At 68.7% G+C, this 26,844-nt stretch carries 29 protein-coding genes; 23 read left to right on the top strand and 6 right to left on the bottom strand.

The window, feature by feature from the left end; all coding sequences use genetic code 11:
• The first annotated feature begins 85 nt into the window (after nucleotides 1–85).
• From ABD648_RS13625 to ABD648_RS13665, 9 genes are all read left to right on the top strand, one after another.
• Nucleotides 86–1,411, top strand: a complete 1,326-nt coding sequence (locus tag ABD648_RS13625; protein ID WP_282215496.1) for an ABC transporter substrate-binding protein — start codon at nucleotides 86–88, stop codon at nucleotides 1,409–1,411.
• Nucleotides 1,408–2,379, top strand: a complete 972-nt coding sequence (locus ABD648_RS13630; protein WP_282215497.1) for a carbohydrate ABC transporter permease — start codon at nucleotides 1,408–1,410, stop codon at nucleotides 2,377–2,379. The genes ABD648_RS13625 and ABD648_RS13630 overlap by 4 nt, the downstream gene beginning before the upstream one ends.
• The gene (locus tag ABD648_RS13635) at nucleotides 2,379–3,254 is read left to right on the top strand and encodes a carbohydrate ABC transporter permease (protein ID WP_282215498.1); all 876 of its coding nucleotides are present in this window, start codon (nucleotides 2,379–2,381) and stop codon (nucleotides 3,252–3,254) included. The genes ABD648_RS13630 and ABD648_RS13635 overlap by 1 nt, the downstream gene beginning before the upstream one ends.
• 98 nt (nucleotides 3,255–3,352) lie before the next feature.
• Entirely contained in the window at nucleotides 3,353–5,041 is a 1,689-nt protein-coding gene (locus tag ABD648_RS13640; protein WP_282215499.1) for a glycoside hydrolase family 13 protein, read from the top strand.
• Nucleotides 5,042–5,193: 152 nt separating this feature from the next.
• On the top strand, nucleotides 5,194–6,177 hold the full coding sequence (locus ABD648_RS13645) for a metal ABC transporter solute-binding protein, Zn/Mn family (protein WP_282215500.1): 984 nt from the start codon (nucleotides 5,194–5,196) through the stop codon (nucleotides 6,175–6,177).
• Nucleotides 6,174–7,025 carry a metal ABC transporter ATP-binding protein gene (locus ABD648_RS13650; protein WP_282215501.1) on the top strand — a complete coding sequence of 284 codons (852 nt, stop codon included), beginning with the start codon at nucleotides 6,174–6,176 and terminating at the stop codon, nucleotides 7,023–7,025. Before ABD648_RS13645 ends, ABD648_RS13650 begins: the two co-directional genes overlap by 4 nt.
• Before the next feature lie 23 nt (nucleotides 7,026–7,048).
• Nucleotides 7,049–7,897, top strand: a complete 849-nt coding sequence (locus tag ABD648_RS13655; protein WP_282217549.1) for a metal ABC transporter permease — start codon at nucleotides 7,049–7,051, stop codon at nucleotides 7,895–7,897.
• Between the two features lie 65 nt (nucleotides 7,898–7,962).
• The gene (locus tag ABD648_RS13660) at nucleotides 7,963–8,385 is read left to right on the top strand and encodes a hypothetical protein (RefSeq protein ID WP_282215502.1); all 423 of its coding nucleotides are present in this window, start codon (nucleotides 7,963–7,965) and stop codon (nucleotides 8,383–8,385) included.
• Nucleotides 8,375–8,734 (top strand): DUF5615 family PIN-like protein, encoded by a 360-nt coding sequence (locus tag ABD648_RS13665; RefSeq protein WP_282215503.1) that lies wholly within the window; start codon nucleotides 8,375–8,377, stop codon nucleotides 8,732–8,734. Before ABD648_RS13660 ends, ABD648_RS13665 begins: the two co-directional genes overlap by 11 nt.
• A 35-nt stretch (nucleotides 8,735–8,769) precedes the next feature.
• Here the strand turns inward: ABD648_RS13665 and ABD648_RS13670 are convergent, their stop codons facing one another.
• Nucleotides 8,770–10,071 (bottom strand): ATP-binding protein, encoded by a 1,302-nt coding sequence (locus ABD648_RS13670; protein ID WP_282215504.1) that lies wholly within the window; start codon nucleotides 10,069–10,071, stop codon nucleotides 8,770–8,772.
• 147 nt (nucleotides 10,072–10,218) lie between these two features.
• Between ABD648_RS13670 and ABD648_RS13675 the strand changes: the two genes are divergently transcribed.
• From ABD648_RS13675 to rpsN, 8 genes are all read left to right on the top strand, one after another.
• Complete coding sequence (locus tag ABD648_RS13675) at nucleotides 10,219–10,635, top strand: Fur family transcriptional regulator (RefSeq protein WP_223622963.1); 417 nt, start codon at nucleotides 10,219–10,221, stop codon at nucleotides 10,633–10,635.
• Complete coding sequence (locus ABD648_RS13680) at nucleotides 10,632–11,678, top strand: permease (protein ID WP_282215505.1); 1,047 nt, start codon at nucleotides 10,632–10,634, stop codon at nucleotides 11,676–11,678. Before ABD648_RS13675 ends, ABD648_RS13680 begins: the two co-directional genes overlap by 4 nt.
• A complete protein-coding gene (locus tag ABD648_RS13685; RefSeq protein ID WP_282215506.1) occupies nucleotides 11,671–12,468 on the top strand; it encodes a TIGR03943 family putative permease subunit in 798 nt (265 codons plus the stop codon). Before ABD648_RS13680 ends, ABD648_RS13685 begins: the two co-directional genes overlap by 8 nt.
• Nucleotides 12,458–14,407, top strand: a complete 1,950-nt coding sequence (locus ABD648_RS13690) for a hypothetical protein (protein ID WP_282215507.1) — start codon at nucleotides 12,458–12,460, stop codon at nucleotides 14,405–14,407. The genes ABD648_RS13685 and ABD648_RS13690 overlap by 11 nt, the downstream gene beginning before the upstream one ends.
• 20 nt (nucleotides 14,408–14,427) lie before the next feature.
• On the top strand, nucleotides 14,428–15,153 hold the full coding sequence (locus tag ABD648_RS13695) for a DNA-3-methyladenine glycosylase (protein ID WP_282215508.1): 726 nt from the start codon (nucleotides 14,428–14,430) through the stop codon (nucleotides 15,151–15,153).
• 153 nt (nucleotides 15,154–15,306) lie between these two features.
• Nucleotides 15,307–15,543 (top strand): 50S ribosomal protein L28, encoded by a 237-nt coding sequence (gene rpmB, locus ABD648_RS13700; protein WP_017203559.1) that lies wholly within the window; start codon nucleotides 15,307–15,309, stop codon nucleotides 15,541–15,543.
• Nucleotides 15,543–15,713: a 50S ribosomal protein L33 gene (gene rpmG, locus ABD648_RS13705; RefSeq protein WP_046014935.1), complete on the top strand. Its 171-nt coding sequence runs from the start codon at nucleotides 15,543–15,545 to the stop codon at nucleotides 15,711–15,713. The genes rpmB and rpmG overlap by 1 nt, the downstream gene beginning before the upstream one ends.
• Nucleotides 15,714–15,716: 3 nt before the next feature.
• On the top strand, nucleotides 15,717–16,022 hold the full coding sequence (gene rpsN, locus ABD648_RS13710) for a 30S ribosomal protein S14 (protein ID WP_017829734.1): 306 nt from the start codon (nucleotides 15,717–15,719) through the stop codon (nucleotides 16,020–16,022).
• Between the two features lie 90 nt (nucleotides 16,023–16,112).
• Here rpsN and ABD648_RS13715 read toward each other — a convergent pair whose 3' ends face one another.
• Nucleotides 16,113–16,964 carry an alpha/beta hydrolase gene (locus tag ABD648_RS13715; protein ID WP_282215509.1) on the bottom strand — a complete coding sequence of 284 codons (852 nt, stop codon included), beginning with the start codon at nucleotides 16,962–16,964 and terminating at the stop codon, nucleotides 16,113–16,115.
• A gap of 160 nt (nucleotides 16,965–17,124) precedes the next feature.
• Here ABD648_RS13715 and ABD648_RS13720 point away from each other — a divergent pair, with 160 nt between their 5' ends.
• The 3 genes from ABD648_RS13720 to ABD648_RS13730 all read left to right on the top strand — a co-directional run bounded on the left by ABD648_RS13720 (nucleotide 17,125) and on the right by ABD648_RS13730 (nucleotide 20,288).
• Entirely contained in the window at nucleotides 17,125–17,703 is a 579-nt protein-coding gene (locus ABD648_RS13720; RefSeq protein ID WP_282215510.1) for a TetR/AcrR family transcriptional regulator, read from the top strand.
• 183 nt (nucleotides 17,704–17,886) lie between these two features.
• Nucleotides 17,887–18,174, top strand: a complete 288-nt coding sequence (locus ABD648_RS13725) for an HU family DNA-binding protein (RefSeq protein WP_017203554.1) — start codon at nucleotides 17,887–17,889, stop codon at nucleotides 18,172–18,174.
• Nucleotides 18,175–18,275: 101 nt separating this feature from the next.
• Complete coding sequence (locus ABD648_RS13730) at nucleotides 18,276–20,288, top strand: bifunctional copper resistance protein CopD/cytochrome c oxidase assembly protein (RefSeq protein ID WP_282215511.1); 2,013 nt, start codon at nucleotides 18,276–18,278, stop codon at nucleotides 20,286–20,288.
• Nucleotides 20,289–20,297: 9 nt separating this feature from the next.
• On the opposite strand, the gene ABD648_RS13735 is transcribed toward ABD648_RS13730, so the two are convergent.
• On the bottom strand, nucleotides 20,298–21,368 hold the full coding sequence (locus ABD648_RS13735; protein WP_282215512.1) for a hypothetical protein: 1,071 nt from the start codon (nucleotides 21,366–21,368) through the stop codon (nucleotides 20,298–20,300).
• 115 nt (nucleotides 21,369–21,483) lie between these two features.
• On the opposite strand from ABD648_RS13735, the gene ABD648_RS13740 reads away from it, so the two are divergent.
• Nucleotides 21,484–22,905 carry an ATP-dependent DNA helicase gene (locus ABD648_RS13740; protein ID WP_282217550.1) on the top strand — a complete coding sequence of 474 codons (1,422 nt, stop codon included), beginning with the start codon at nucleotides 21,484–21,486 and terminating at the stop codon, nucleotides 22,903–22,905.
• Between the two features lie 86 nt (nucleotides 22,906–22,991).
• Here the strand turns inward: ABD648_RS13740 and ABD648_RS13745 are convergent, their stop codons facing one another.
• Nucleotides 22,992–23,639: a biliverdin-producing heme oxygenase gene (locus ABD648_RS13745; RefSeq protein ID WP_282215513.1), complete on the bottom strand. Its 648-nt coding sequence runs from the start codon at nucleotides 23,637–23,639 to the stop codon at nucleotides 22,992–22,994.
• A 50-nt stretch (nucleotides 23,640–23,689) separates the two neighbouring features.
• A complete protein-coding gene (locus ABD648_RS13750) occupies nucleotides 23,690–24,004 on the bottom strand; it encodes a DUF2470 domain-containing protein (RefSeq protein ID WP_282215514.1) in 315 nt (104 codons plus the stop codon).
• A 97-nt stretch (nucleotides 24,005–24,101) separates the two neighbouring features.
• On the opposite strand from ABD648_RS13750, the gene ABD648_RS13755 reads away from it, so the two are divergent.
• The gene (locus ABD648_RS13755) at nucleotides 24,102–25,376 is read left to right on the top strand and encodes a serine hydrolase domain-containing protein (RefSeq protein ID WP_282215515.1); all 1,275 of its coding nucleotides are present in this window, start codon (nucleotides 24,102–24,104) and stop codon (nucleotides 25,374–25,376) included.
• Between the two features lie 35 nt (nucleotides 25,377–25,411).
• Entirely contained in the window at nucleotides 25,412–26,428 is a 1,017-nt protein-coding gene (corA, locus tag ABD648_RS13760; RefSeq protein ID WP_282215516.1) for a magnesium/cobalt transporter CorA, read from the top strand.
• On the opposite strand, the gene ABD648_RS13765 is transcribed toward corA, so the two are convergent.
• The gene (locus ABD648_RS13765; RefSeq protein ID WP_282215517.1) at nucleotides 26,425–26,820 is read right to left on the bottom strand and encodes a hypothetical protein; all 396 of its coding nucleotides are present in this window, start codon (nucleotides 26,818–26,820) and stop codon (nucleotides 26,425–26,427) included. The genes corA and ABD648_RS13765 overlap by 4 nt on opposite strands.
• Nucleotides 26,821–26,844 lie beyond the last annotated feature (24 nt).

Below are 26,844 nucleotides of genomic sequence, written 5' to 3' on the forward strand. Positions count from 1 at the left end.
GTCGCGCCAATGAGAGAGTACCTCTCGACAGAGTAAATTCGCTCACTAGATTTAGTAAGCGTATCTACGGATCGAAAGGACGACGGTGTCTGAGAAACGAACACGCGCGTTGCGGATGATCGCGGGGGCCCTCGGGCTCACGCTGGTCGGAGCCGCACTCACGAGCTGTGCGGCCGGCTCGGGGGCGGAGACCATCCGCTTCACCTTCAGCAAGCGCGAGGCCATCGAGTTCATGACCGAACTCGTCGCGGAGTACAACTCCTCGCAGGACGAGGTGAAGGTCGAGATCGACACCTCGGGTGTCGACGTCGTCTCCGCCAGCTTCGTGCGGGGCAACCCGCCCGACATCATGCTCGCCAACTACAACTACGAGATCGCGCGATTCGTGCAGCGCTGCGCACTCACCGATCTCTCCGAGACGGATGCCGCTGCCGGCATCCGCGACGACCTCCAGCCGCTCATGGACCAGTACGGCTCCTGCGAGGGCCGCACCAGTGCGCTCCCGTACTCCGTGATGGCGGCATCCGTCATCTACAACAAGGAGATCTTCGACGCGCAGGGTCTCGAGGTCCCGCAGACCTGGGACGAGTTGCTCGCCGTCTGCGACCAGCTGAAGAATGCGGGCATCGACCCGTTCTACGCGACATTCAAGGACGACTGGACCGTCGCCCAGGGCTGGTACGACTACACGGCCGGCGGCTCGGTCGACGTCATCGACTTCTTCGATGCGATGGCGGAGGAGGGCACGGAGGTCGGCCCCGACGCCCCGGTGTCGTTCCAGCAGGACTTCGCCGAGCCGATGGACCGCATGATGCAGCTGGCGAGCGAGTACACCAACTCGGATGCCGCGAGCCGCGGCTACGGCGACGGCAATCTCGCTTTCGGCAAGGGCGAGGCCGCCATGTATCTCCAAGGTCCCTGGGCGTTCAGCGAGATCGAGAAGACCGCGCCCGACCTCGAACTCGGAACCTTCCCGCTGCCGATGACCGACGACCCGGCCGATCTCGGCGTGCGGGTCAACATGGACCTCGCCGCGATGATCCCGGTCGAATCGAATCACCAGGATGCCGCGCGCGACTTCTTGGAGTATCTGTATCTGCCCGAGAACATCGAGGCCTACAACGCCTCGCAACTCGGGTTCACCCCGACGACGGATGCTCCGGCGCCGGACGACCCGCGGGTCGAGGGAATGATCGAGTACTACGACAACGGCCAGATCTATCAGGGCCCGTCGGTTCTCGTGCCGAAGACGCTCCCGATGTTCAACTACGCGCAGGCCATGGTGCTCGGCGCATCGCCCGAGTCCACCCTCCGCACGATGGACGCCGACTGGGCGCGGATCGCGTTCCGCGCGCCAATACCCACCACTCAGGATTCCGCATCCGGCACGACAGAGGAGTCGACGCCATGACGAACACCGCGCTGCCGAACCCGGCAGTCCCCAGCATCACGAAACCGCCCGCCACTTCGACGGACACCACGTCGGTCATCACGGGAGGCACTCGCGGCCTGCGCCGTCGCACCGCGCGCGTGGAGCCGATCTACTACCTGTTCCTGCTCCCGACGCTCGTGATCTTCACGCTCGCGATCACGGTACCGGCCGTGATGGGCATCTTCTTCAGCTTCACCGACTCGATCGGCATCGGCGAGTGGAGCTTCAACGGGCTCACCAACTACGTCGCGATGTTCAGCGACCCGTCCATCCTGCAGAGCTACCTGTTCACGTTCGGCTTCTCGATCGCCACGGTGATCGTGGTCAACGTGGTCGCCTTCCTGCTCGCAGTCGGACTGACCTCGCGCATCCGCTTCAAGACCGGGCTGCGCACGATCTTCGTGATCCCGATGGTGATCTCGGGCATCATCATCGCCTACGTCTTCAACTTCCTGTTCTCGAACTCCCTCCCGGCCGCGGGTGCTGCCACCGGCATCCCCTTCCTCGAGACGAGCCTGCTGGCCAATCCCGACCTGGCCTGGGTCGCGATCGTCATCGTGACGGCGTGGCAGGCCGTGCCGGGGACGCTCCTCATCTACATCGCAGGACTCCTGTCGGTGCCCGGCGAGGTGTACGAGGCGGCGAGCATCGACGGCGCCAACAAGCGGCAGCAGCTTCTGCGCATCACGCTCCCGCTGGTCGCCGGCTACGTCGTGATCAACGTGATCCTCGGCTTCAAGGGCTTCCTCAACGCCTACGACATCATCGTCGGCCTCACCAACGGCGGCCCCGGCACCTCGACCCGCAGCGTCGCGATGACGATCATCGCGGGCTTCAACGGCGGCGACTACGCCTACCAGATGGCCAACGCGACCATCTTCTTCATCGTCGCCGTCCTCATCTCGCTCCTCCAGCTCTCGCTGACGCGCGGAAGGAACGCACTCTGATGTCGACGCAGACCATCACCACCCAGACCGCGGGCAAGAAGCCCCGCATCAGGATGGAGCGACCCAACTGGTCGGGCACGATCATCCTGATCCTGTGCGCGGTCACCGTGCTCCTCCCGCTGTACGTCACCATCTCGATGGCGTTCAAGACGACGGGGCAGGCGGTCGACGGCAACGCCTTCTCCCTGCCTGCGCCGTTCAGCATCGACGGGTTCGTCGAAGCCTGGAACCTCACCAAGTTCCCGATCGGAGCAGGCATCTCACTGCTCGTCACCGCCGGGACGGTCGCGGCAACGATCATCCTCGCGGCGTTCGCCTCGTATGCGATCGTGCGCAACTGGGACCGCAAGCTGTTCCGCTGGTCGTTCTTCTACCTGCTGGCCGCGATGTTCATCCCGTTCCCGGTGGTCGCGCTGCCGCAGATCCAGCTCACCGGCCGGGTCGGGCTCGACAACCCGTTCGGCGTGATCATCCTGGCCACGATGTTCCAGCTGAGCTTCAGCGTGCTGCTGTTCACGGCGTTCCTCCGCTCGATCCCCATCGAGCTGGAGGAGAGCGCGCGCATCGACGGTGCCACCACCTGGCAGACGTTCTGGCAGCTGATCTTCCCGCTGCTCGCCCCGATGAGCGCGACGGTCGGCATCTTCGCCTTCCTCTACGCCTGGAACGACTTCATGATGCCATCGTTGATCATCTCCGATCCGGCCATGCAGACTCTGCCGGTGCGGCAGAACCTGTTCCAGACCCAGTTCAGCAACAACTACAACGTCTCGTTCGCCTCGTACCTGATGGCGATGGCCCCCGCGATCCTGGCGTACCTGTTCACGCAGCGCTTCGTCATGGAGGGCGTGACGCAGGGCGCCGTCAAGGGCTGACTGCGTTTCGTCTCGCTTCGACAGGCTCAGCGACCGGTGGGTCCCTGAGCCTGTCGAAGGGCAACCAGACCGCAACAAGAAAGAAGGAGTCCCACTTCATGACCGACGTGCTTCCCGTCGAGACCCGCACGACCGACGCCGACACCGCCGCCTGGTGGCGGCAGGCCGCCGTGTACCAGATCTATCCGCGGAGCTTCGCCGACGCGAACGGCGACGGGCTGGGCGACATCCCCGGCATCGTCTCCCGCGCCGACTACCTCGCACAGCTCGGCATCGACGCGGTCTGGCTCAGCCCGTTCTACCCCTCGGCGCTTGCCGACGGCGGCTATGACGTGGCCGACTACCGCAACGTCGATCCCCGACTCGGCACGCTCGACGACTTCGACGCGATGGTCGAGGCGCTGCATGCCCGCGGCATCCGGGTCGTCGTCGACATCGTCCCGAACCACAGCTCCGACCTGCATGAGTGGTTCCAGGAGGCGCTCGCCGCGGGTCGCGGTTCGGCCGCCCGTGAGCGCTACATCTTCCGCGAGGGCGCAGGGCCCGACGGCTCCGAGCCCCCGACGGACTGGGGCGCGGCGTTCGGCGGCAGCGCGTGGGAGCGCGTCGCAGACGGCCAGTGGTACCTGCACAGCTTCGCGGTGGAACAGCCCGACCTGAACTGGGACCACCCCGAGGTGCGCGCTGACTTCCTGAAGACGCTGCGGTTCTGGTCGGACCGCGGAGTCGACGGGTTCCGCATCGACGTCGCCCACATGCTGACGAAGGACCTGACGGAGCCGCTGCCGAGTCAGGCCGAGCTCGACGCGATGGACCGCACGTCGGGACGGCATCCGCTGCTCGATCGCGACGAGGTGCACGAGATCTACGCCGAGTGGCGTGCGGTGTTCAACGAGTACGACCCGCCGCGCACGGCGGTCGCCGAGGCCTGGGTGGAGACTCCCGAGCGCCGCGCGCGGTATGCGTCGGCCGAGGGCCTGGGGCAGGCGTTCAACTTCGACCTGCTCGTCGCGGAGTTCTCTGCAGGGGACTTCCGCGAGGTCATCACCGAGAACCTTCAGCAGGCGCAGGCGAGCGGTTCGTCGACGACCTGGGTGCTGTCGAACCACGACGTGACCCGGCACGCCACGCGCTACGGGCTGCCGTCGCTGCGCGGGCGCGCGGTGAAGCAGGGCACCGAGTGGGTAGCTGCGGGCGGTCCGGCCGACCAGCTCGATCGCGAGGGCGGGCTGCGCCGTGCGCACGCCGCGACCCTGCTGCTGCTCGGGCTCCCCGGCAGCACGTACCTGTACCAGGGCGAGGAGCTCGGTCTGCACGAGGTTGCCCAGATCACTCCGGAGCAGCGCCAGGATCCGGCGTTCCTGCGGGAGGAGGCCTTCGACGGGCTCGGGCGGGACGGATGCCGCGTGCCGCTGCCGTGGACGGCATCCGGCTCCTCCTTCGGTTTCGGCGCTGGCGACGCGCACCTGCCGCAGCCGTCATGGTTCGCGGAGTACGCGGTCGACGTCGAGGCGGCGGACCCGTCGTCGACGCTCTCGCTCTACCGGGAGGCTCTGCGGCTGCGGCACCTGCTGCAGGCCGACGAGCGGCTGGAGTGGGTCGAGACCGGACGCGATGATGTGCTGCGCTTCGCCCGCCCCAACGGCTGGCAGGTCGTGACGAACTTCGGAACCGAGCCCTTCGACCTCGGGACGGATGCCGCGGACGTCGTGCTCGGTGCCGTCGTCGACGGCGCCGTGCCGGGGGAGCACACGGTCTGGATCGCACCGGCGGGGCTCGTCGGCTGACCGCCGCTCGCGCCATCTGCAGGTCGTCTTCACGGATGCAGGTCGAAATCTGTTCTTTCGACCTGCATCCGTGAAACGGACCTGCAAACCGCAGCTCGCGACGACCGGATACCGATTTGATAATGGTTCTCATTAGCGTTTAGAGTGAGATCATGAAGAAGCCCGTGCTCGCTCTCGCCCTCGCATCCGTCGCCGCCCTCGGGCTCGCCGGCTGCTCCACTCCTGCTGCGGGAGAGGGCGACGACGGCAAGGTCCAGGTCGTCGCGAGCACCAACGTCTACGGTTCCCTCGCGGCGCAGATCGGCGGCGACCGCGTCGAGGTCTCCTCGATCATCAACTCCGTGACCCAGGATCCGCATTCCTACGAGGCCACCGCGCGCGATCGACTGACCGTGCAGAAGGCCGACCTCGTGATCGAGAACGGCGGCGGCTACGACGCCTTCATCGACGATCTGCTCGACGGCTCGGATGCCGAGGTGCTCACCGCCGTCGAGTTCTCGCACGACTTCCCCGGCAATGAGGGCCATGAAGAGGGCGAGGCCGACGCGGAGGAGCACGACCACGACCACGCCGAGGGCGAAGAGGGTCACGAGGGCCACAACCACATCGAGGGCTTCAACGAGCACGTGTGGTTCGACCCGCACACGATGATCCATGTCGTGGAGGACATCGCTGCCGACCTTGCGGAGCTCGACCCCGAGGGCAAGGCCGACTTCACCGCCGCGGCGGACGAGATCGTCGCCGACCTGGAGGGGTTCGAGACCGACCTCGAGACGATCAAGACGGATGCCGCCGGTGCGAACGTCTTCATCACCGAGCCGCTTCCCGGCTACCTCGCGGCGGCCGCCGGCCTGACTGACGTCACGCCCGAAGGGTTCGCCGAGTCCGTCGAGGAGGGTACGGATGTCGCCCCGGCCGTCCTGCTCGATGCGCTGAACGTCATCGACAGCGGCGAGGTGACCGCGCTGCTCACCAACGCGCAGACCGGGGGCGCCGAGACGGATCGCGTGGAGACGGCCGCGAAGGATGCCGGCATCCCGGTTGTCGCCTTCACCGAGCTCCTGGAGGACGGATCGTCGTACTCTGAGTGGATGCGTGACGCGATCAAGAGCCTCGCCGCCGCCGTCCAGCCGTGACGGCGCCCCGTCGACAGGGAACCGACGCCTCGGGCGACCGCCCGGTGCTGGAGATCTCCGGCGCCGCCCTCCACCGCGGAGACCGTGAGCTGTGGTCCGGGCTCGACCTGACCGTGGAGCCCGGGGAGTTCATCGCCGTGCTCGGCCCCTCCGGTTCGGGCAAGACCACACTGCTGCGCAGCATCCTGGGTCTGCAGCCTCTGTCGTCGGGAACGATCGCCGTCGCGGGGGAGCCCGTGCACCGCGGCAACGCGCGCATCGGGTACATCCCGCAGCAGCGTTCCCTCGCGCCCGACACGAGCATGCGGGCGCGAGACCTGGTGGCGCTCGGCGTGCAGGGGAGTCGCTTCGGATTCCCCGTCCCGCATCGCGGCGACCGGGCCAAGGTCGATCGCCTGCTCGAGGCCGTGGGCGCCGCGCACTTCGCCGACCGTCGCGTCGGTCTGCTCTCCGGCGGCGAGCAGCAGCGGCTGCGCGTCGGCCAGGCGCTCGCCGATGAGCCGTCGCTGCTCCTGTGCGACGAGCCGCTGTCGAACCTCGACCTCGCGAACCAGGTCGGCGTGACCGACATCATCGACCGGCAGCGGCGCGAGCGAAAAGCTGCGGTGCTGTTCGTCACGCACGACATCAACCCGATCCTCAACCGCGTCGACCGGATCCTGTACATCGCAGGAGGACGGTTCCTGCTCGGCACCCCGGAAGAGGTGCTGCAGACGCGCGTGCTCACCGACCTCTACGGCACCCCGGTGTTCGTCCTGCGCGCCGGCGACCGCCTGGTGGTCGTGGGCGTTCCGGATGCCGAGCCGCACCACGACCACGGCGACCACGAGCACGGAGGAGACGCATGATCGCATCGGCGGGCCTCGTGCCGATGGTCGACTGGAGCGACGTCTTCTCCTTCCAGGACTACGGCGAGCTCGTGGCCCTGCTCGCGAACTCGATCATCGCCGGCGCCGTGCTCGGCATCGTCGGAGGGTTGATCGGCGTCTTCGTGATGCAGCGGGATCTCGCGTTCGCCGTGCACGGCGTGAGCGAACTGTCGTTCGCCGGAGCGGCCGCCGCCCTGCTCTTCGGCGGCAGCGTCGTCGCAGGGTCGCTCGGCGGGGCGCTCGTGGCGGCGATCCTCATCGGCGTCCTCGGCGCGAAGGCCAGGGACCGCAACTCGATCGTGGGCGTGCTCATGCCGTTCGGCCTCGGCCTCGGCATCCTGTTCCTCTCCCTGTACGACGGGCGGAGCGCCAACCGTTTCAGCCTGTTGACCGGGCAGATCGTGTCGGTCTCGAGCCCCGACCTCGGCTGGCTGATCGGCATCAGCATCGTCGTGCTGCTTGGGCTGCTCGTGATGTGGAACCCGCTGCGCTTCGACTCGCTCGACCCCGAGTCGGCCGCCGCGCGCGGAGTGCCCACCCGCGCCGTGAGCCTGATCTTCATGGTGCTGCTCGGACTCATCGTCGCGGTGAGCGTGCACATCATCGGCGCCCTGCTCGTCATGGCGCTGCTCGTGACGCCCGCCGCCGCGGCGATGCGGATCACCGCCGGGCCCGTGGCCGTTCCGTTCCTCGCCGCACTGTTCGGCTTCGTGTCGGCGGTCGGCGGCATCCTGCTCGCGCTCGCCGGCACCCTCCCGGTGAGTCCGTACATCACGACCCTGTCGTTCACGATCTACGTCGTGTGCTGGATCGTGCAGCGGGCCAGGGCCCGCGTGCGGCGCGTGGCCTGACCGCTGCGGGCCTGCGCGCGGCGAGAATATCGCTATGCGTGCGGCGAGTTGCTACACTGTAGTGCATGGTAGCTCCCACGAACGTTCGCTTCAGTGAGCCTGTCCACGATGCCCTGACCCGATACGTGCACCTCACCGGTCAGACGAAGTCCGGGGTCATCAACAGCGCCGTCGAAGAGTGGTTGAGGATGCAGGTGCACACCGGCATCCGGTTCGTCACGATCGAGACCGGTGAGCGGCGCGCGCGACTCGTCGACGGACCCGAGGTGTGGACCATCGCGGAAGCATGGCTGGCGCACGAACCGGAGAGGCGCAGGGTTCCGGAGTTGGCGGAGGTTCTCGGGTTGCCGGAGCGGTCGATCGAGGCTGCTCTGAGCTACTGGGCGGACTTTCGGGCTGAGATCGACGGCGTGATCGAGCGGCATCGCACTGCCCAGGACGAGGCGCTCGCGGCCTGGGAGAGGCGCCGCGCGATTGATGCCGCCTGACGTCCGATTCCTCCTCGACGAGCACTACCCGGCCTGGTTGGCCGACGCGCTTCGCGACGGGGGCATCGACGCCGTAGCGGTCGTCGAGCGGGAGGATCTTCGCGGTGTCCCCGACGCGACCGTCCTCCAGGTCGCCACCGATGAGCATCGGCTCGTGATCACCGAGGATGTGAATACCTTTGCGCTCGCCATGCATCGCACCCCTGAGCACAGCGGAGTCGTCTTCTGCCACCACAGGCGCTTCCCTCGGAACCGGCATGGGCTCGAAGGTCTGAGGCTGGCCCTGATCGCCTTTGCGGCGACGCCGCCTTCGTCGAGCAGTGAGCCATCCTTCGTGTGGTGGTTGTGAAAACGAATCGTCGGGTCACCGGCGGATGCCGCCGCTCACACCCGCGCGAGCGCCTCGATGTCCTCGAGGAACTGGGCTGCCGTCTCCGCGGAGACCGTCGTGCGCGTGCCGGCGATGGCTTCGAGGTAGTCCTCGGTGCTCGGGCCGGCGGCATCCGCTGCCGTGCCCTCGGCCCCCGGCAGCCGCGAGCCGACGGCGGCTTCGAACGCACGCTGGGAGGCGCTGCGCGCGGCGAACTCGATGTCGGCCGGCGAGAATCCCTCGGTGCGCTGCACGAGAGCCTCGACATCGACGGCGTCCCGGGTGACGTCCGGGATGTAGCGCCGCCAGATCGAGGCTCGGGCGGCACGGTCGGGCAGGCCGATCGGGATCACGTAGTCGAAGCGTCCGTGACGCAGGAATGCGCTGTCGAGGGCGCGGATGAAGTTCGTCGCGCACACGAGAAGGCGGCCGGGCTGCTCGCGGAACGCGGGGATGATCTTCAGCAGCTCATTCGTCACGCCCTGCAGCGGGGAGGGCGGCTCGCCGGAGCGCTGCGCCGCGATCTCTTCCACCTCGTCGATGAAGACCACGGCGTGCTCGAGCTCGGAGATCTTGGTGAAGGTTTCGCGGAGTGCGCCGGCGAGTCCCTGCGGATCGGCGGCGAGGCGGGAGGGGAACACCTCGACGAACGACCACTCGAGCCGCGAGGCGATGGCCTTGGCGAACGTGGTCTTGCCGGTGCCGGGAGGGCCGAACAGCACCACCGCACGCGGGGGCACGACGCCGAAGCTCTCGGCGAGGTCCTGCTCGGCGAGCGGCAGCACCAGCCGCTGCTCGAGGATGTCCTTCTCGCGACGCATGCCCGACACGGATTCCCAGAGGTCGCGCGGCATCTGGCGGCCGCCCAGCTCGGCGAGCGACGTGAGCTCCTGCCGCTGCACGGGGATGCGCCGCTCGAAGTAGCGCAGGTGGTGCTTCTGCTCGAACCCACGGGCGTCGAAAGCGGCCAGACGCGTCTCGACCTCGGGCATCAGGGCCGACAGCTTGGTGAGGCCGTACGGCGCCATGCTCTTCTCGAGGGCCGCGAGCAGGGCCGAGCCGATGCCGCGATCGCGCCAGGCGTCGTCGATGGCGAAGAACACCACCCAGCCCTGATCGTGCGCTGCACGTCCCACCACGGCCGCGATCACCTCATCGCCGTGCACGGCGACGATCGCGTGGTCCTTCTGGCACGACGCGACCACCTCGCTGAGGTCGTACACAGGCTCTGACCCCGATCGCTTCAGCTCCTCCCACAGGTGGAGGATGCCGCCCAGATCGTCATTGTGGAACTCGCGCAGTCGCCAGCCGGTCATCGGGACTCCCTCGTCTCGGATGCCGCAACGATACCGGCGGCTCGGTCCAGCACCCAGACGGGGGCGTAACACGCCGGCTCGGGAGGGCATCCGGGACCGTTCACGCGCTCCCAGCCCTCGTCAACCCCCGCCGCCTAGACTTGTCGCATGGCTCAGCGGAACACCTGGCAGCGCGAACGCGTGCGCGAAGCACTCGCCGACGCGCGCGGTTTCGTGAGCGCGCAGAATCTGCACGCCTCGCTGCGCGAGGACAACACCGGGATCGGGCTCGCGACCGTGTATCGCGCACTCGCCGGGCTCGCGGCATCCGGAGACGCCGACTCGCTGCAGAGCCCCGAGGGGGAAGCGCTCTATCGCGCCTGCACCACCCAGGGTCACCACCACCATCTGATCTGCCGCTCCTGCGGGCTGACCGTCGAGATCGAGGCGAAGGACGTCGAGCAGTGGGCGCATCGCACCGCGGCGCTCCACGGGTTCACCGAAGCCGCGCACGTGGTCGACATCTTCGGGCTGTGCACCCCCTGCACGAACAAGCGCGACGCCGAACGGGCAGCGAACGCGTGAGCCCCTCGGCAGGAACGGCGACCCGCCCGGGGCACACCCACGCGCATCGCCCGACGCGCTCTCCGCGCTCGGCCTGGGTCGGCGTCGGCCTCGGGGTCGCGATCATCGCCGCGCTGTTCCTCGTGGATCGCTTCCTGCCGTCGCTGTTCCCCGCGTCGCTCCCGACCAGGGCGCAGGACGGACTCACGCTCGCGCTGAGCGTGCTCATCGAGGCGCTGCCGTTCGTGGTCCTCGGCGTGCTGCTGTCGATCGTGGTGCAGGTCTGGCTTCCGGCCGACGTCATCCACCGCTGGCTGCCGAAGCGCGCCTGGGCGCGGCGGGCGGTGCTGTCGCTGCTCGGGATGCTGATCCCGGTGTGCGAGTGCGGCAACGTGCCGTTCGCGCGCGGCCTGATGATGCGCGGGCTCGCCCCGGCCGAGGCGCTCACCTTCCTGATCGCCGCGCCGATCGTGAATCCGATCGTGATCCTCACCACGCATGCGGCATTCGGCTGGGACGGCGGCATCCTCGTCGCCCGCCTCGTCGGCGGCTACCTGATCGCGAACCTCATCGGCTGGATCTACAGCCGGCACCCGTCGCCGGACTCCCTGCTCACCCAGCGCTTCGTCGACACCTGCGACCGCGTCACCCACGAGCCGGGCACGCCCGTGCGACGCAGCCTCACGCAGTTCCTCGTCGAGCTGCGCGCCGTGATGCCCGCCCTCGTGATCGGATCCGCGCTCGCCGGAGCCGTGCAGGTGCTGATCCCGCGCGACATGCTGCTCGCGATCGGATCGAATCCGGTGCTCTCGATCGTCGCGATGATGGTGCTCGCGATGACGGTCGCCATCTGCTCGAACGTGGATGCCTTCTTCGCTCTCTCCTTCGCGTCGACCTTCTCGTCCGGCGCGCTGGTCGCCTTCCTCCTGGTCGGCCCTCTCGTCGACATCAAGATGCTCGCACTCATGCGCACGACCTTCACCGGGCGCACCCTGGCCGGGATCGTCGGCGTGGTGGTGGCCGCGGCCTTCGCGATCGGGATCGGGGTGAACGTCCTTGTCTGAGCACACCTCTTCGCGCGCCCGCGCCCTGGGCAGTCGCTGGCTCGGCGTCGGCCTCGCCGCGGTCATCGCCGTCGTCACGCTCGGTCTCGGCGTCACCGGGCGGCTGACGCTCTACATCAGCCCCGAGTCGGTGTGGTTCGCGTGTGCCGCGGCCGTCGTGACCCTGGCCGGAGCGATCTGGTCGTTCGCGCTTCCCCTCGGCGAGGAGGGCGATCACGGACACGACCACGGGCACGGAGCGGATGCTGCGGATGATGCGCCGCCATCGGCCGCTTCCCCGCGCAGAACCCTCGCCGCCGTCGGCGCGGTCACCGGAGGGGTGATCGCCACGGGCGTGGTCGCCGCCGCCCTCGTGCTGCCGCCGGCGTCGCTGTCGGTCGAGCTGGCGATGTCGCGCGCGGGGGAGCAGACCGCGCTCTTCGCCGGCGCCGACACCGTCGCTCTCGGCGTCGCGGACACCACGACCTTCGGCATCGGCGACTGGGCGAGCGTCTTCGCCACCGCGACCAACACGACCGCCTACGACGGGGCCGCGGTCACCCTCACCGGCTTCGTCACGCCTGGATCCTCGGGCGACGACGGCGTGAACCTCACCCGATTGATCATCACGCACTGCGTGATCGACGCGCAGACCGCCACCCTGCCGGTCTCGGTCGACCCGAACGAGTACCCGACCGGCCAGTGGGTCGAGATCACCGGAACGGTCAGAGCGGATGCCGACGGCGACCTCCACATCGAGCCGACCGACGTCGTCGCGATCGATGAGCCGGGGGATCCTTATGAGTACTGAGGACGAGCGGCCCGAGATCCCCGCCGTCCCGCGCACGCGCGCCGAGATGCGCGCCGCCCGTGAGGCGGCGGAGGCGGCGGAAGCTGAGCGGATCAGTCGCGCGGCCGCATCCACCACCGATCCGACCGCGCAGCGCACTGACCAGCCGGATGCCGGCCCGGATGAGGCTGTTGCCCGCGATGCTGCTGCGCGTGAGGCTGCGGCGCGTGAGGCTGCGGCGCGTGAGGCTGCGGCGCGTGAGGCTGCGGCCCGTGAGGCTGCTGTCCGCCAGGCAGGCGACCGTGAGATTGCGGAGCAGGAAGCCGCTGCCCGGAAGATGGCGGCCTTCGAGGCCGCCGCTCGGGAAGATGTCGAGGCGACTGCTCGGGAAGATGTCGACGCGGATGCGGTTTCCGCGGTTCCCGTCGCCCCTGAGTCGGTGCTGGCCGGTCTGACGCCGGTCGCCCCGGACGCTGCCCCACGACCCGTTCTGGGGGCCGACACGCCAGATGTCGGACCGGATGCCACGGAACGTCCGACATCTGGCGTGTCGTCCGACACCGGAACGTCGTCCCCCCGGAAGCCCGCGGGGTCCCCTCGTCGCTTCCTCGTCGCACTCGGCGCCGTGCTCGGCGTCCTGGTGCTGGTCGGAACCGGCTTCGGCATCGTCAGTCTCCTGCAGGGACCGCGCATCTCCGAGGTGCAGGTCGATCCGGCGCAGGCGATCGAGGCCTCGGGCAGTCGGGTCATCCTCACGGCGAACCAGGCGCTCGCCGACATCGACCCCGAACAGGTCACGGTCGAGCCCGCGGTGCCCTTCACGGTCGACGCTTCGGGCCGAGGGGTCGGCATCCGCTTCACCGTGCCGCTCGACGAGTCGACGAAGTACACGGTACGCGTCGCCGATGTCGTGGGGAGGGGAGGAGGGCCGTCGACCGAGCTGAGCACGACGTTCTCCACTCCGGCCTCGAACATCTTCCTGCTCCGGCGCGACGCCTCCGGTGACGACACCATCTTCCGTACCGACCTCAGCGGCGAGAACGCGGTTCCGGTGTTCTCGCACGCCGAGATCAACGACTTCCGGGCGACGTCGACGAAGCTGGTCGTCTCCGTCGCCGAAGACGAGGGATCTCGGCTGCTGGTGATGGACCGCGATGGAAAGAACGAGCGCGAGCTGAAGCTCCCCGGCGTCGGGTACGTCGGGGCGATCCAGGTGTCCGAGCGGGGCGGACTCGTCGGCTACAGCTACTCGGACCGCGAGCTCAGCGACACCGAGGGCCGCGCCAGCGTGCTCGTCACGCAGCCGCTGAGCGGTGACGAGGAGCCGCAGATCATCGAGGTCGGCGGCGAGGAGGCGAGCGTCTTCGTCTGGCAGTTCGTCCCCGACAGCTCCGCCGTCCTGTTCATCGACTTCGACGGAGCGCTCTCGCTCGTCGACCGCTCGACCGACGCGGGAGTGCAGTCGCTGGGACTGGCATCCACGATCCAGGGGATCTCCCGCGGAACGTACACCGCGATCGTGGAGCGCGTCGACGGATCCGTGGTGGAGATCAACCTCGCCGACGGGTCGGAGGCGCCGCTGGCGGCATCCGATCCCGACTACGGCACGGCGACCTCGATCACTCCTTTCCCCGGCGGTACTCTCCGTCACGTCGTCCAGCGTGACGCGAACGGGATCCCCGTGGGGCAGGCGGTCATCCGCGTGGACGAGGACGGAAAGGCGACGCCGCTGGTCGAGGTCGGCTCGTCCGACAGGATCCTCCAGGCCTGTGCGTCTCCGAGCGGTCAGTACGCCGCCGTGGCCCTCGCCTCCGACATGGCGAACAACCCCTACGACGGCATGCTGCTGCCGCTGCCGGAGAACGTCGAGACGCACCTGATCGACATGGAGTCGGGCAAGGAGCTCGTCGCCCTCACCGGCTTCGACGCGTCCTGGTGCCAGACGGCCCCTCGCTTCTGAGATGGACTCTCGGTTCTGAGGTGGCGGAACACGATGGGCGGCGTCGCGCCACGCGTGCGGAGCTGAGCGGCTCGGCGGTCGAGGTCGCACCTCGTCTTCTCGGTGCGGAGTTGCGCACGGTCGTCGTCCCTCAGGGCGTCGCCACCGACGCCGCTCCCGTCGAGGTGCGCCTGCGCATCACCGAGGTCGAGGCGTACCACGGGCAGGGAACGGGGGCGCTGCCCGACCCCGGCTCGCACGCGCGCATGGGCCGCACGGCGCGGAACGCCACGATGTGGGGAGAGCCCGGACATCTGTACGTGTACCTGAGCCACGGCATCCACTCGTGCGTCAACGTCGTCTGCGGCCCCGAGGGTCAGGGAGACGGCGTGCTGCTCCGGGCGGGCGAGGTCGTCTTCGGAACGGATGCCGCGGCCCGACGCCGTGGTGCGACACTGCCGCTCGGCCGCACGGCGCTGCGCGATCTCGCGCGCGGCCCTGGTCGACTCGGTCAGGCCGTGGGCCTTCGGCATCCGGTGCACGACGGGATCGATGCGATCACCGGCGAAGAGCTTCACGGCGCCAGGGCGGAGCTGTGGCTCGGAGAGCCTGTGGGCGGCTTCGCGCGCGGTCCCCGAGTCGGCGTCGCCGGCGTTGCCGGAACGGACGCTTTCCCCTGGCGCTTCTGGCTCGAGGGCGACCCGACCGTGTCGGCGTTCCGCTGGGGTCGCGGGGCGCAGGCGGCTGCTTCCGGCGTGCTAGACTGACTCTTTGTCTGCGCACACTCCTGTGCGCAGTTCGCGTGCCTGCTGGGTTTTCTCGGTTCCTGAGCTTGTCGAAGGAGTCGAAGGGCCCGAGGCGTGCAGACAAGGGATCTTGGGTGGGGCCGTCGGCCTCACGGTAGAGAAGGAGTCACCATCATGGCAGCAGTGTGCCAGGTGACCGGAGCTGTTCCCGGTTTCGGTCACAACGTCTCGCACTCGCACCGCCGGACGAAGCGCCGCTTCGACCCGAACGTGCAGAAGAAGACGTATTTCGTCCCCTCGCTCGGTCGTAAGATCACGCTCAACGTGTCCGCCAAGGGCATCAAGGTGATCGACGTCCGCGGCATCGAGAACGTCGTCAAGGACCTCCAGGCGAAGGGTGTGAAGCTCTAATGGCCAAGAAGGCTCAGGACGTCCGTCCGATCATCAAGCTGCGTTCGACGGCAGGTACGGGTTACACGTACGTGACGAAGAAGAACCGCCGCAACACCCCCGACCGCCTCGTGCTGAAGAAGTACGACCCGGTCGTCCGCAAGCACGTCGAATTCCGAGAGGAGCGTTGATCAATGGCTAAGAAGAGCAAGATCGCTCGCAACGAGCAGCGCAAGGTCATCGTCGAGCGCTACGCCGAGCGTCGCGCCGAGCTGAAGAAGACCCTGGTCGACCCGAACGCCACCGACGAGGCCCGCGAGGCCGCACGCGTCGGCCTGCAGAAGCTGCCGCGCAACGCGTCGCCGGCTCGCGTGCGTTCGCGCGACGTCATCGACGGCCGCCCCCGCGGTGTCCTCACGAAGTTCGGCATCTCGCGTGTCCGCTTCCGTGACATGGCACACCGTGGCGAGCTGCCCGGCGTGACCAAGTCCAGCTGGTAAGCACCAGTACTCGAAAGGGGCGAGGATCTTCGGATCCTCGCCCCTTTTCGTGCGTCCGGGCGGGGTTGCCCGACGCGCAGCGCCCCGGCATCAGGCGACGGATGCCGTCGGCTGGGCCGCGTGCGACACCGCCCAGGCGAGGGCCTCGTCGGCGATCTCTTCCCAGCCGTCCTGGCTGACCAGGCGGTGCGTCCGTCCGGCGTACTCCTTGCGCTCGACGATCGCAGGGCTGCCGGTGGAGCGGTACTTCTTCTCGATCGCGCGGACGATGGCCGGCGGCACGACGTGGTCGATCTCGCCGGCGATCAGCAGCAGCGGTGCACGGTCGGTGCGGGCGTAGTCGACGCGGGTCACGCCGCCCTTCTCGTTCAGCACGGAGGTGACGCCCTCGAAGAAGACCCGGTTGTAGGAGTTCACCGCGTAGTCCTCCCAGAGCAGATCGGATGCTGCGCGGGGAAGGTCGTTGCCGAAGGTGAAGTGGAAGTGGCGCTTGGACAGCGGCTTGGCGCCGTTGCGGCCGAACGGGTTCGCGAGGATCGGCGTGCCGGTCCAGAGGGTGGAGAGGGGGAGTGCCGTGACGCCGGCCGTCTGTCCCGGCGCGACGCCCACGTAGGCGACACCGAGTCCGCGATCGGCGAGCATCTGGGTGATCACACCGCCGAACGAGTGGCCCATGATGATCGGCTTGACCGGGAGGGCGCGGATGATGCGCTCGTAGTGGTCGGCGATCTGCTTCAGGCCGATGCCCTTGAGGGCCTCCGGGTTCCGGCGGATGTCCTCGACCGTGCGGTCGTCGATACCGGGCCACCCGGGAACGACGACCTCGTGCCCCTTCGCCCGGAAGCGCTCGGCCCAGGTGTCCCAGCTCTTCGGCGTCATCCACAGCCCGTGGATCAGGACGATCGGTGCCTTGCCGGTGCTGGTGATGTCGGTGCTGTTCATGATGCCTTCTCCTTGTCGGGCCCCGCCCTGTGCGGCTGCCGTATAGTGATAGTAGACCGAACGTTCTATCTACCGCAACTCCTTTTCCGAATTTCTTCTCGAGGACCGGATACGAGGACCGGATGCGGGGATCGGATGCGACGATGAGAGGAGAGAGATCATGACCACCACCACGAAGCGCCCCAGTCCCGCCCGCGCACGATTGATCGACGCCGCCACCCGGCTCTTCTACGAGGAGGGCATCCACGCGGTGGGCGTGGATCGCGTGATCGAGGAGGCCGCGGTGACGCGCGCCACCCTCTACAAGCAGTTCGGCGGCAAGGAGAACCTCGTGCTCGCGTACCTCGCGAACGAGGACACGATGCTCCGGGAGCTGTTCGCTGCTGCCGGCTCAACCGGCGCTGCCCCCGACGACCTGCTGACCGCGGTGATCGACGGCATCGCCGCCGACATCCGCCACCGCCACACGCGCGGCTGCCCGTTCATCAATGCGGCCGCCGAGTATCCGGATGCCGCCGGCGCCGTGCGGCAGCTCATCGGCGAGCACCGCGAGTGGTTCCGTGCGACCCTGCAGGCCGTCGCCGAAGCGGCGGGTCTCGACCGGCCGGCCGACGTCGCGGCATCCCTCGTCCTGCTGCGGGACGCGGCCCTCGTGGGCGGATACCTCGACGGCGATGACCGCGTGACGCCGGCTTTCGAGCGCACCGCGCGTTCCGTGATCGACGCCCACCGGACCTGAAACGGCCTGAAACCTGTGACTGGAGTGACCAAAGTGGTGCGACACGCCCAGTAATTGCCCAAAACCCGCGAAATGACGCGGAAATGCGGGCGGTCGTTGATACATTCGAGGCGGTCGCAAGACCAGGAGCATCCGCTCCGAACCCACAACGATGCGACGGGATCTCGTCGCTGGAGGAGTGACATGGCTGACAAGTCCATCACCAAGACCGAGCTCGTCGCGAGCATCGCAAGCGCCACGGGCCAGAGCCAGGCCACCGTCTCCGGTGTCCTCGACTCGCTGTTCGCCACGGTCTCCGACGCCGTTGCCAAGGGCAGCAAGGTCTCGATCCCGGGCTGGATCTCGTTCGAGCAGGTCGACACGGCTGCCCGCACGGGCCGCAACCCGCAGACCGGCGCCGAGATCAAGATCCCGGCCGGCAAGCGCGTCAAGGTGACCGCTGGCTCCAAGCTCAAGGCTGCCGTCAAGTAATTCGACGCACCTTCACGAAGGCCGCCGTCCCTCGCGGGATGGCGGCCTTCGGCGTTCCCGGACGGTCAGCCGGCACGGATGCCGCGGCTTAGGCTGGTGGGGTGACTTCCCGCGCCGAGACGACCACCCGGTCCTCGGCGTATCGACTCGCCGGGATCGCGATCCTCCTCGTCGCGGCGGTCGTCGCGACCGTGATCGCGCTCGCCCTCGGAGGAGGCGCCAAGCCTCCGCTCCTGCAGGACCCTGGACCCTTCGTGCTGTGGGGCACTCCGATCGCGAGGCTGGTCATGAACATCGCCGGCGCCGCGATGCTCGGCTCCCTCGTGCTCGCCCTGTTCGCGCTGCGCGCCGGCGAGAAGGCTTTCGACGCGGCGCTGAACATCGCATCGGTCGGGGCCGCGATCTTCACGGTCGCGTCCGGGCTCGCCGGTTTCCTCGCGTTCATGGCGGCGTTCAACCCGAAGCTCAGCATCGAGCGCGAGTTCGGCACGCAGCTCGGCCGGTTCCTGCTCGACCTGCCCCTCGGCCAGTCCTGGCTCATCACCACGATCTTCGGCGCCGTCATCACGGTCCTCGCGTTCGCCTGGCGCACGTGGACACCCACGCTCATCACGGCTCTCCTCGCCGCGGCATCCTTCCTTCCGCTCGCGACGCAGGGGCACGCGGGAGATCTCGCCGGCCACAACATCGCGGTGAACTCGATCCTGCTGCACATGATCGCCGCGGCCGTCTGGCTTGGCGGACTGCTGCTGCTCGTGCTCCTGCGCGGACGCACCGACGTCGACACCCCGCGACTGGTGGCGCGATACTCGTCGCTCGCGATAGCGGCCTTCGCGGTCGTCGCGGTGTCGGGCGTCACTCGGTCGATCGTCGCGGTCGGCAGCTGGGACGCGCTCTGGGCCACCCCGTACGGCGCGATCGTCCTCGCGAAGGTCGCCCTGCTCGTCGGCATGGGCCTGCTCGGTGCCTGGTACCGCACCCGGCTCATCCCGAAGCTCTCCGGGGAACGCGCCACCCGCTGGTTCTGGATGCTGGTGCTCGGCGAGGTCGCCCTGATGGGGCTCGCCTCCGGCGCCGCGGCAGCGCTCGCTCGCACGCCCCCGCCGACCGGCGAGACCGCCGCGTTCGCCCAGACGCCCGCCGAGATCCTGACCGGCGCGACGCTCCCGCCGGAGCTCACCCTCGAGCGCTGGTTCACGGCATGGAACATCGACGTGCTCTGGCTCGTCGCCGCCGGGTTCGGACTCTTCCTCTACCTCGCCGGCGTGATCCGCCTGCACCGTCGCGGCGATCGTTGGCCGATCTACCGCACCGTGTTCTGGATCCTCGGGATGCTGCTGCTCGTCTGGGTGACCGGCGGGCCGATCAACGCGTACCAGGAGTACCTGTTCAGCGTGCACATGCTCGGGCACATGATGCTGTCGATGGCGATCCCGCTGCTGCTCGTGACCGGGGCCCCGATCACCCTCGCGCTGCGTGCCGTCCACAAGCGCGACGACGGCACCCGCGGCGGCCGCGAGTGGATCATGTGGGCCGTGCATTCGCCCGTCGCCCGCGTTCTCACGCATCCGTTCGTCGCGGCGGCCATCTTCATCCTGTCGCTGTGGGCGTTCTACTTCACCGATCTCGTGCGCTGGTCGATGTACGAGCATCTCGGTCACGAGTGGATGGTCATCCACTTCCTGATGTCGGGCTACCTGTTCGTGATGAGCCTGATCGGCGCCGACCCCGTGCCGTACCGCCTGCCGTACCCCGGACGCCTCATCACCCTCATCGCCATCATGGCCATGCACGCGTTCTTCGGCATCGCGATCATGATGCAGGACGGCCTCATGGTCGCCGACTGGTTCGGGTCGATGGGCCGCGCCTGGGGTGCAGACCCGATGGCGGACCAGTACGTCGGCGGCGGCATCGCCTGGTCGATCGGCGAGATCCCGACCCTGATCCTGGCGATCACGGTCGCGATCCAGTGGAGCCGCAACGACACGAAGCTGCAGCGTCGGACCGACCGGAACGCGGATCGCACCGGCGACGCCGAGCTGGCGGAGTACAACGCCAAGCTCGCGGCGCTCGCCGAGCGGGACCGGCGCGCCGCGGAGCACGAGCGCCGCTAGACGGACGGATCAGTCGGGGACGGTGTCGTCGGGGGATCCGACCCGGATCGACGCGGTTCCGTCCGGCAGGATGGTGATCGTGCCGTTGACCTGGAACGGCACGTCTTCGGACACCGGCTCGACGGAGCCGTCGAACAGGGACTGGATCTCGACCTCGACGTGGGCGACGGCATCCGTCGTCGGGATCTGCCAGTTGCCGCCGTCGGGTGCGACAGTGACCTGCGGCTGGGTGCTGATCGACCACTTCGGCGGGGAGGCGATGCGGTTCCTGACCTCGAGGCCGAACGGGCATGCGGCCGGCATCAGCACCTCCTGAGTCGTGCACTCGGTGAGGAACTCCTCGACGCGCTGCTGCACGACGCCGATGAACTCCTCGGTCGGAGTCGTCTGCACCTCGAGCGGCGTGATGGCCAGGGGAGTGTCGGCGAGGACCCCGGTGCCGGACGCCTGCGCGATGGGGGTGTCGACCGTGACGGAGTACAGGCCGGGCGTGAACACGAGCAGCGGCAGGGGATCGGCCGCGGCAGCCTCCGCCCCGGCGGCTGACACCTGGCGGCGATCGACCTCGAAGCCGTTCACGGCGAAACGGTCGGCCCCGAGCACCGTGAGGTCGACGACCGCCAGCGGGCTGGTGGTGAAGCGCCAGTCGGGGGTGACTCCGGCCCAGCCGTCCTGTTCGACGAGGAACGTGGTGGTTCCGGCGTGGCCGCCGGCCTTGTAGCTGACGGTCACGGCCGTCTTGCCGTCGGCGGGCTCCTCCGACTCGATCTCGACGTCGGTCAGCGGGGCGAGCGCGGCGTGACGGAGCATGGCCTCGGATGCCGCGGCATCGATGCCTGCCGCGTCCAGCGTCTCGCGGTCGACGGCCACGCCGGGGATCCGCAGGGCGTCTGCGGCACGGCCGGCGGCGAGGAGGTCGAGATAGCGGGTCACGAACGCCGACGGTCCGTAGAACTGCTGGTAGAGCGTGGCGGCGCCGGCGCCGATCGCGGCGAGGAGCAAGACGCCCACGAGCGCGAGCATCGCCAGGTCGGCACCGAGACGGGCGCGCCGGGCCCCCGTGGTCGCGACCTGCTGCATGGCGTCAGTCTAGGAGGGCGTCCTGGGACGACGCCGAGCGTCGGCGACTGCGGGCGGATGCCGGGACGTAGCATGGGTGGGCGCCCCGTGTCCGTCTGCTGCCCCTGTGAGTACCGTGTCCCTTCCCGCCCTGTCCGAGGAGCAGCAAGAGCTGTTCCGGCTCGTCGAGGACACCGGCGAGCACGTCTTCATCACCGGGCGCGCCGGCACCGGCAAGTCGACGCTCCTGCAGCACTTCGCCTGGAACACGAAGAAGCAGATCGCGATCTGCGCTCCGACCGGGGTCGCGGCGCTGAACGTGGAGGGGCAGACCATCCACTCCCTCTTCCGCCTGCCGATCGGGCTCATCGGCGACGCCGACATCGACCAGAACGACGCGACCCGTCGCATCCTCAATGCGATCGAGACCCTGGTGATCGACGAGATCTCCATGGTCAACGCCGATCTGATGGATGCCATCGACCGCTCGCTGCGGCAGGCGCGCGGTCGGCGCGGCGAGCCCTTCGGCGGAGTGCAGGTGGTGATGTTCGGCGATCCGTACCAGCTGGCTCCGGTGCCGCCGCGCGGCGACGAGGCCCGCTACGTGCAGGATCACTACCGGTCGTTCTGGTTCTTCGATGCGAAGGTGTGGGCGGGGCCCTGGACCGGTTCCGGCACGCGGGCCGAGTCGCACGGCTACGGCTCCTCCGATCAGGACGGCCTCTTCGCCGTCGACACGCGGGCCGAGCTGCACGTGCGCGAGCTGGTGAACATCCACCGGCAGTCCGACGACGGATTCAAGGCGATGCTGAACGCGGTGCGGTACGGGCGGGTGACGGCCGAGATCGCCGGGGTGCTCAACGCCCAGGGAGCCCGCACGCCGCCGGACCCCGAGCCCGGCGAGGTGCCGATGATCACGCTCGCGACCCGCAACGACATCGTGAACAAGATCAACAGCCAGCACTTGAACGCCCTGCCCGGCAAGGAGCAGACGGCGCGGGCCGAGGTCAGCGGCGACTTCGGGCGGGGCGAGGCGTCGCTGCCGGCGGAGTCGGAGCTGAAGCTCAAGGTCGGCGCGCAGGTCATGTTCCTGCGCAACGACACCGCGATGTCGGGCGAGCCGCCCCGCTGGGTGAACGGCACGATCGGCACCGTGATCCGCATCCTCGGGAGCGCGGTGCGCGTCGACATCGACGGCGAGGAGGTCGACGTCGAGCCGGCGGTCTGGGAACGCTTCCGCTACGCCTACGACCAGAGCACCAAGAAGCTCTCCCGCGACGTGGTGGCCGAGTTCACGCAGTTCCCGCTGCGCCTGGCCTGGGCCGTGACGATCCACAAGTCGCAGGGGAAGACGTACGAGCGCGCGATCATCGACCTGGGCTCCGGGGCGTTCGCCCCCGGCCAGACGTATGTCGCCCTCAGTCGGCTGACGTCTCTGGAGGGTCTGTACCTGTCGCGCGCGCTGCGCCCCACCGACATCCGCGTCGACGAGGACGTGCGGCGGTTCATGCGCGAGGCGTGGCTCGCGAAGTCGACGCCGGAGCTGCCGAAGGGGTGACGCGGCGTTTCGTCCCTTCGACAAGCTCAGGGACCCAGCCTCCTGGGTCGCTGAGCTTGTCGAAGCGTCCGAGCGGTCGCGTATCGTCAGGCCGCGACGCGGGCGCGGTCGAGGTCTTCGAAGAGCTCGGTGTTGAAGCGGTAGGCGAGGAGGACCTCGTCGATCACGCGCTCGCGCTCCGCCTGGTCCCACGGGGCGGCGTCGAGCTGCTCTCGGTAGACGTCCTTGAAGGCAGACGGGTCGGCGATGTCGTCGAACAGGTAGAAGCCGATGCCGTTGGTCTCGAACCCGAAGCGCCGGGCCATCACACGGCCGATGAAGATGCCGCCGGACAGATCGCCGAGGTACCGCGTGTAGTGGTGGGCGACGAAGCCGCCGGCCCAGGTCGCGCCGACCTGACGGATGCGCTCGACGTAGCGCTGGGTGGTCGGCAGTGGCGTGATGCGCGCGAGCCAGTCGGCCCCGAGCAGGAAGGCGAGGTCGGCCTCGAGAGCGGGCAGGCGGGTCAGCTTGTCGCTGAGGAAGACGGATGCCACGGGGTCCTGGCGCATCCGCTCGCCGGCTGCCTCGAGCGCCTCGTAGATGAAGTAGTGCTGCGAGACCAGCGAGATGTAGTCCTCGCGCGAGCCCTCGCCCTTCAGCAGGTCGGACATGAAGCCGGCGCCCTCGCTGCGGGAATGCGACCCGGAGGAGCGTTCGCGCAGGGCGGCGGAGAAGGAGAGGATCTCGGGCATGCGACCAGTGTAAGGCTTACCTAACCTGATGCGGAAGTGCGAGATGCGGCTCAGGCGTGCGGGCGCGGCTCGACTCCGAGACGTGCGCAGGCGGCGTCGTAGAGCGCGACGACCTCGCGGCGGACGGCCGGCCGGTCGTCGATCGAGCCGCCCGGCCACGGCACGCGGAGCTCGGAGACCGTGGCGTTCCGCGTGATCTCCCACACTCCGCCGTCGCCGTCGAAGCCGACCATCACGGCATCCGTGATCGGGGCATCGGCCGGTGCGGCGAAGGCGCGCGCGATGAGGAGGTTGTCATCGGTGTGGTCGCCGTTCATGTGGCGGAGGACGGCGGAGATCACATCGGCATCGAAGGCGTGGGGCACATTCACACCTTAGAGGCGCTCGGCGCAGCGGGTGCCGGTGCAGAAATTCAGCATCCGCGTTCTAGACTCGGGAGACACGTCTTCGGGGGTACTTTCCATGCAGCATCTCTCGTCGCGCCGGTGGCGCGCCGTCGCGGCCACTGCGGCCGTGATCGGTCTGGTCCTCACCGGCTGTTCCTCCGGTGAGACTTTCACGTACACGCCACCCGCTCAGGTCGACGGCGCACTGCCGGACGACACGGTCGCCGCCATGCAGGAAGCGGTCGACAGTGCGGTCGCGGCGTCCGGTGCCTCCGGGGCCATCGTCGGGGTGTGGGTCCCCTGGAGCGGCACCTGGGTCACGGCGACCGGCACGCAGGATCGTGACGGCGCGACGCCCGTCGACACCGACATGTCCTTCCGCATCGCCGACGTGACGCGTCTGATGACCTGCGATGTGCTCTACGCCCTCGTCGACGAGGGGACCGTCGAGCTCGACGCGAAGGTCCCGAAGTACGTGTCGGGCGTCGCCGACATGCAGGACATCACTCTCCTCGACCTCTGCAACGGCACCAGCGGCGCCGGGTCGTCCGAGGCGGTCGCGAAGAACGCCTGGCTGAACACCCCCGAGCGCGTGTGGGCGCCTCTGGAGCTCGCGGGCTACGGCCTGGGCATCACCCGCGTCGCCGCGCACACGACCTACCGCGATTCGGACTCGGGATATCTGCTGCTCGGCATGGCGCTCGAGCGCGCCTCCGGGATGACCGCCTCCGAGCTGATCGCGGAGTACGTCACCGAGCCCCTCGGCCTTCCTGACACGTCGCTGCCCGGCGTCAAGGCAGACCCGCCGTCGATGAACGGGCACTTCATCAACGGCGTCACGGGTGGATACACCTGCGCGGCACCGGTCGACATCACCGCGCTCTCGTCCAGCGCCGGTTTCACGGACTCCGGCGTCGTCTCGACGATCACCGACCTCGGCCGCTACGCGCAGGCCGAGGCGGCGCAGGTGCTCCGCAAGGACAAGGACAAGCCGAACCGCTTCGGTGCTCCGCTCCCGGTCGCTGCCGACGCCGCGTCCTGGTACCAGGCCACGGGCGGCGCCTACCTCGTCGGCTCGATGGTCGGCCAGCACGGCTGGACCCCCGGGTACGCGACGGCCGCCTACTCGGACCCGACGACCGGCTTCACGGTGGCGGTCGTGCTGAACGACTCCACGGCGGGCGCGACGTTCGCGCAGTACCTCTCGTGGGAGCTCGCAGCGATCGCCTCCAAGGCGCCGGCGGCCTCCGGCGAGACCGCACCGGAGTTCGGACTGCCGTTCACGGCCGGGCAGTACCACCAGGCCATCCTCGACGCCGCGCTCGTCTGCGTCGAACCGCCCGTGGAGTGATCCGGGGCTGATCCGGCAGAGGGAGGACGGCGACGATGGCGATCATCGACAACGCGATCTACGTGAACGGCGTCCGCACCGAGAATCCGCAGAGTCTCAGCGAGACGTTCGAGCGCATGCGCGAGCGCGGCGGGATGAGCTGGATCGGGCTGTACCGCCCCAGTGAGGCGGAGCTCCGCGCGGTCGCCGATGAGTTCGGCATCCATGCGCTCGTCGTCGAGGACGCGCTCGCCGGACACCAGCGGTCGAAGCTGGAGCGCTATGGCGACGTGCTGTTCATGGTCCTGCGACCGGCGCGCTACCTCGATGCGTCGGAGGAGGTCGAGTTCGGCGAGGTGCACGTCCTCGTCGGCCCGGACTTCGTGGTGACCATCCGGCACGCCGAGTCGCCCGATCTCGGGCGGGTCCGCCGGCGATTGGAAGACGATCCGACGCTGCTCGGCCACGGGCCGGAGGCGGTGCTCTACGCCATCCTCGACGAGGTGGTCGACGAGTACGCGCCGGTGCTGGCCGGGCTCGAGAACGACATCGACGAGATCGAGAGTCAGCTGTTCGAGGAGGACGTGGACGCCACACAGCGCATCTACGACCTCGGCCGCGAGGTCATCGACTTCCAGCGAGCGACGCAGCCGCTCTCGGGGATGCTGGAGGCCCTGCTGCGCGGGTCGGACAAGTACCGGGTGAGCGAGGAGCTGCAGAAGTATCTGCGCGACGTCCTCGACCACACGCTGCGCGTCACGGATCGCGCGACAACGTTCCGCACGGTGCTGGACAACGCCCTCACGGTCGAGTCGACCATCGTGGCGCGCCGGCAGAACGAGGAGATGCGGCGGATGACCGAGCTGAGCATCCGCCAGAACGATGAGGTCAAGAAGATCTCCGGATGGGCCGCGATCCTGTTCGCCCCGACGCTGGTCGGCACCATCTACGGGATGAACTTCGACCACATGCCCGAGCTGCACTGGGTGCTCGGCTATCCGATGGCGATCGGTCTGATGCTCGCCATGGGCGTCGGCCTGTACGCGGTCTTCAAGCGCAAGGGCTGGCTCTAGCCGCGAAGGAGCGCCCTGGTCTGCGTGAGCACGCTGTCGAGTGCGCGTGCCGCGGCCTCGGCGTCGGCGGGGGCGATGCTCGCCCAGATGGGCTCGGTCAGGGCTCCGATCTCGCGGCTGATCTCGGCGACCAGGTCGGCTCCCGCCGGGCTGAGCGCCTCGTCGACGACCAGGCCGCGCGCCTCGAGGCCGGACAGGAGGTCGGCAGCGTCGGTGAAATGCGCGCTGTCCCTGATGGTCTCGACGAGAGTGCCGGGGCCCTCGAACTGCGAGGTGAGGCGCAGCGCGACCCATTCACGCTCGGAGAGCCGTCGGTCGAGCAGAACCGTGCGCAGGAGCGCATTCAAGGCCTTCTCCGTCTGTCCGATGAGCTGTGTGCTGAAAGCGAGCATGGTCTTCTCCTTTTAGTTGGTCTG

Origin of the sequence: Microbacterium luteolum (genome assembly GCF_039533965.1) — a bacterium.
GTDB lineage: Bacteria > Actinomycetota > Actinomycetes > Actinomycetales > Microbacteriaceae > Microbacterium > Microbacterium luteolum.

Excerpts from the sequence above, each read along its gene's own strand:
- ABD648_RS13735 (WP_282215512.1), bottom strand. The coding sequence starts at position 21,368 with ATGCAGCAGGTCGCGACCACGGGGGCCCGGCGCGCCCGTCTCGGTGCC.
- ABD648_RS13720 (WP_282215510.1), top strand. The coding sequence starts at position 17,125 with ATGACCACCACCACGAAGCGCCCCAGTCCCGCCCGCGCACGATTGATC.
- ABD648_RS13725 (WP_017203554.1), top strand. The coding sequence starts at position 17,887 with ATGGCTGACAAGTCCATCACCAAGACCGAGCTCGTCGCGAGCATCGCA.
- ABD648_RS13765 (WP_282215517.1), bottom strand. The coding sequence starts at position 26,820 with ATGCTCGCTTTCAGCACACAGCTCATCGGACAGACGGAGAAGGCCTTG.
- ABD648_RS13660 (WP_282215502.1), top strand. The coding sequence starts at position 7,963 with ATGGTAGCTCCCACGAACGTTCGCTTCAGTGAGCCTGTCCACGATGCC.
- ABD648_RS13640 (WP_282215499.1), top strand. The coding sequence starts at position 3,353 with ATGACCGACGTGCTTCCCGTCGAGACCCGCACGACCGACGCCGACACC.
- ABD648_RS13655 (WP_282217549.1), top strand. The coding sequence starts at position 7,049 with ATGGTCGACTGGAGCGACGTCTTCTCCTTCCAGGACTACGGCGAGCTC.
- rpmB (WP_017203559.1), top strand. The coding sequence starts at position 15,307 with ATGGCAGCAGTGTGCCAGGTGACCGGAGCTGTTCCCGGTTTCGGTCAC.
- ABD648_RS13755 (WP_282215515.1), top strand. The coding sequence starts at position 24,102 with ATGCAGCATCTCTCGTCGCGCCGGTGGCGCGCCGTCGCGGCCACTGCG.
- ABD648_RS13715 (WP_282215509.1), bottom strand. The coding sequence starts at position 16,964 with ATGAACAGCACCGACATCACCAGCACCGGCAAGGCACCGATCGTCCTG.
- rpsN (WP_017829734.1), top strand. The coding sequence starts at position 15,717 with ATGGCTAAGAAGAGCAAGATCGCTCGCAACGAGCAGCGCAAGGTCATC.
- corA (WP_282215516.1), top strand. The coding sequence starts at position 25,412 with ATGGCGATCATCGACAACGCGATCTACGTGAACGGCGTCCGCACCGAG.
- ABD648_RS13630 (WP_282215497.1), top strand. The coding sequence starts at position 1,408 with ATGACGAACACCGCGCTGCCGAACCCGGCAGTCCCCAGCATCACGAAA.
- ABD648_RS13675 (WP_223622963.1), top strand. The coding sequence starts at position 10,219 with ATGGCTCAGCGGAACACCTGGCAGCGCGAACGCGTGCGCGAAGCACTC.
- ABD648_RS13690 (WP_282215507.1), top strand. The coding sequence starts at position 12,458 with ATGAGTACTGAGGACGAGCGGCCCGAGATCCCCGCCGTCCCGCGCACG.
- ABD648_RS13670 (WP_282215504.1), bottom strand. The coding sequence starts at position 10,071 with ATGACCGGCTGGCGACTGCGCGAGTTCCACAATGACGATCTGGGCGGC.
- ABD648_RS13745 (WP_282215513.1), bottom strand. The coding sequence starts at position 23,639 with ATGCCCGAGATCCTCTCCTTCTCCGCCGCCCTGCGCGAACGCTCCTCC.
- ABD648_RS13645 (WP_282215500.1), top strand. The coding sequence starts at position 5,194 with ATGAAGAAGCCCGTGCTCGCTCTCGCCCTCGCATCCGTCGCCGCCCTC.
- ABD648_RS13665 (WP_282215503.1), top strand. The coding sequence starts at position 8,375 with ATGCCGCCTGACGTCCGATTCCTCCTCGACGAGCACTACCCGGCCTGG.
- ABD648_RS13635 (WP_282215498.1), top strand. The coding sequence starts at position 2,379 with ATGTCGACGCAGACCATCACCACCCAGACCGCGGGCAAGAAGCCCCGC.
- rpmG (WP_046014935.1), top strand. The coding sequence starts at position 15,543 with ATGGCCAAGAAGGCTCAGGACGTCCGTCCGATCATCAAGCTGCGTTCG.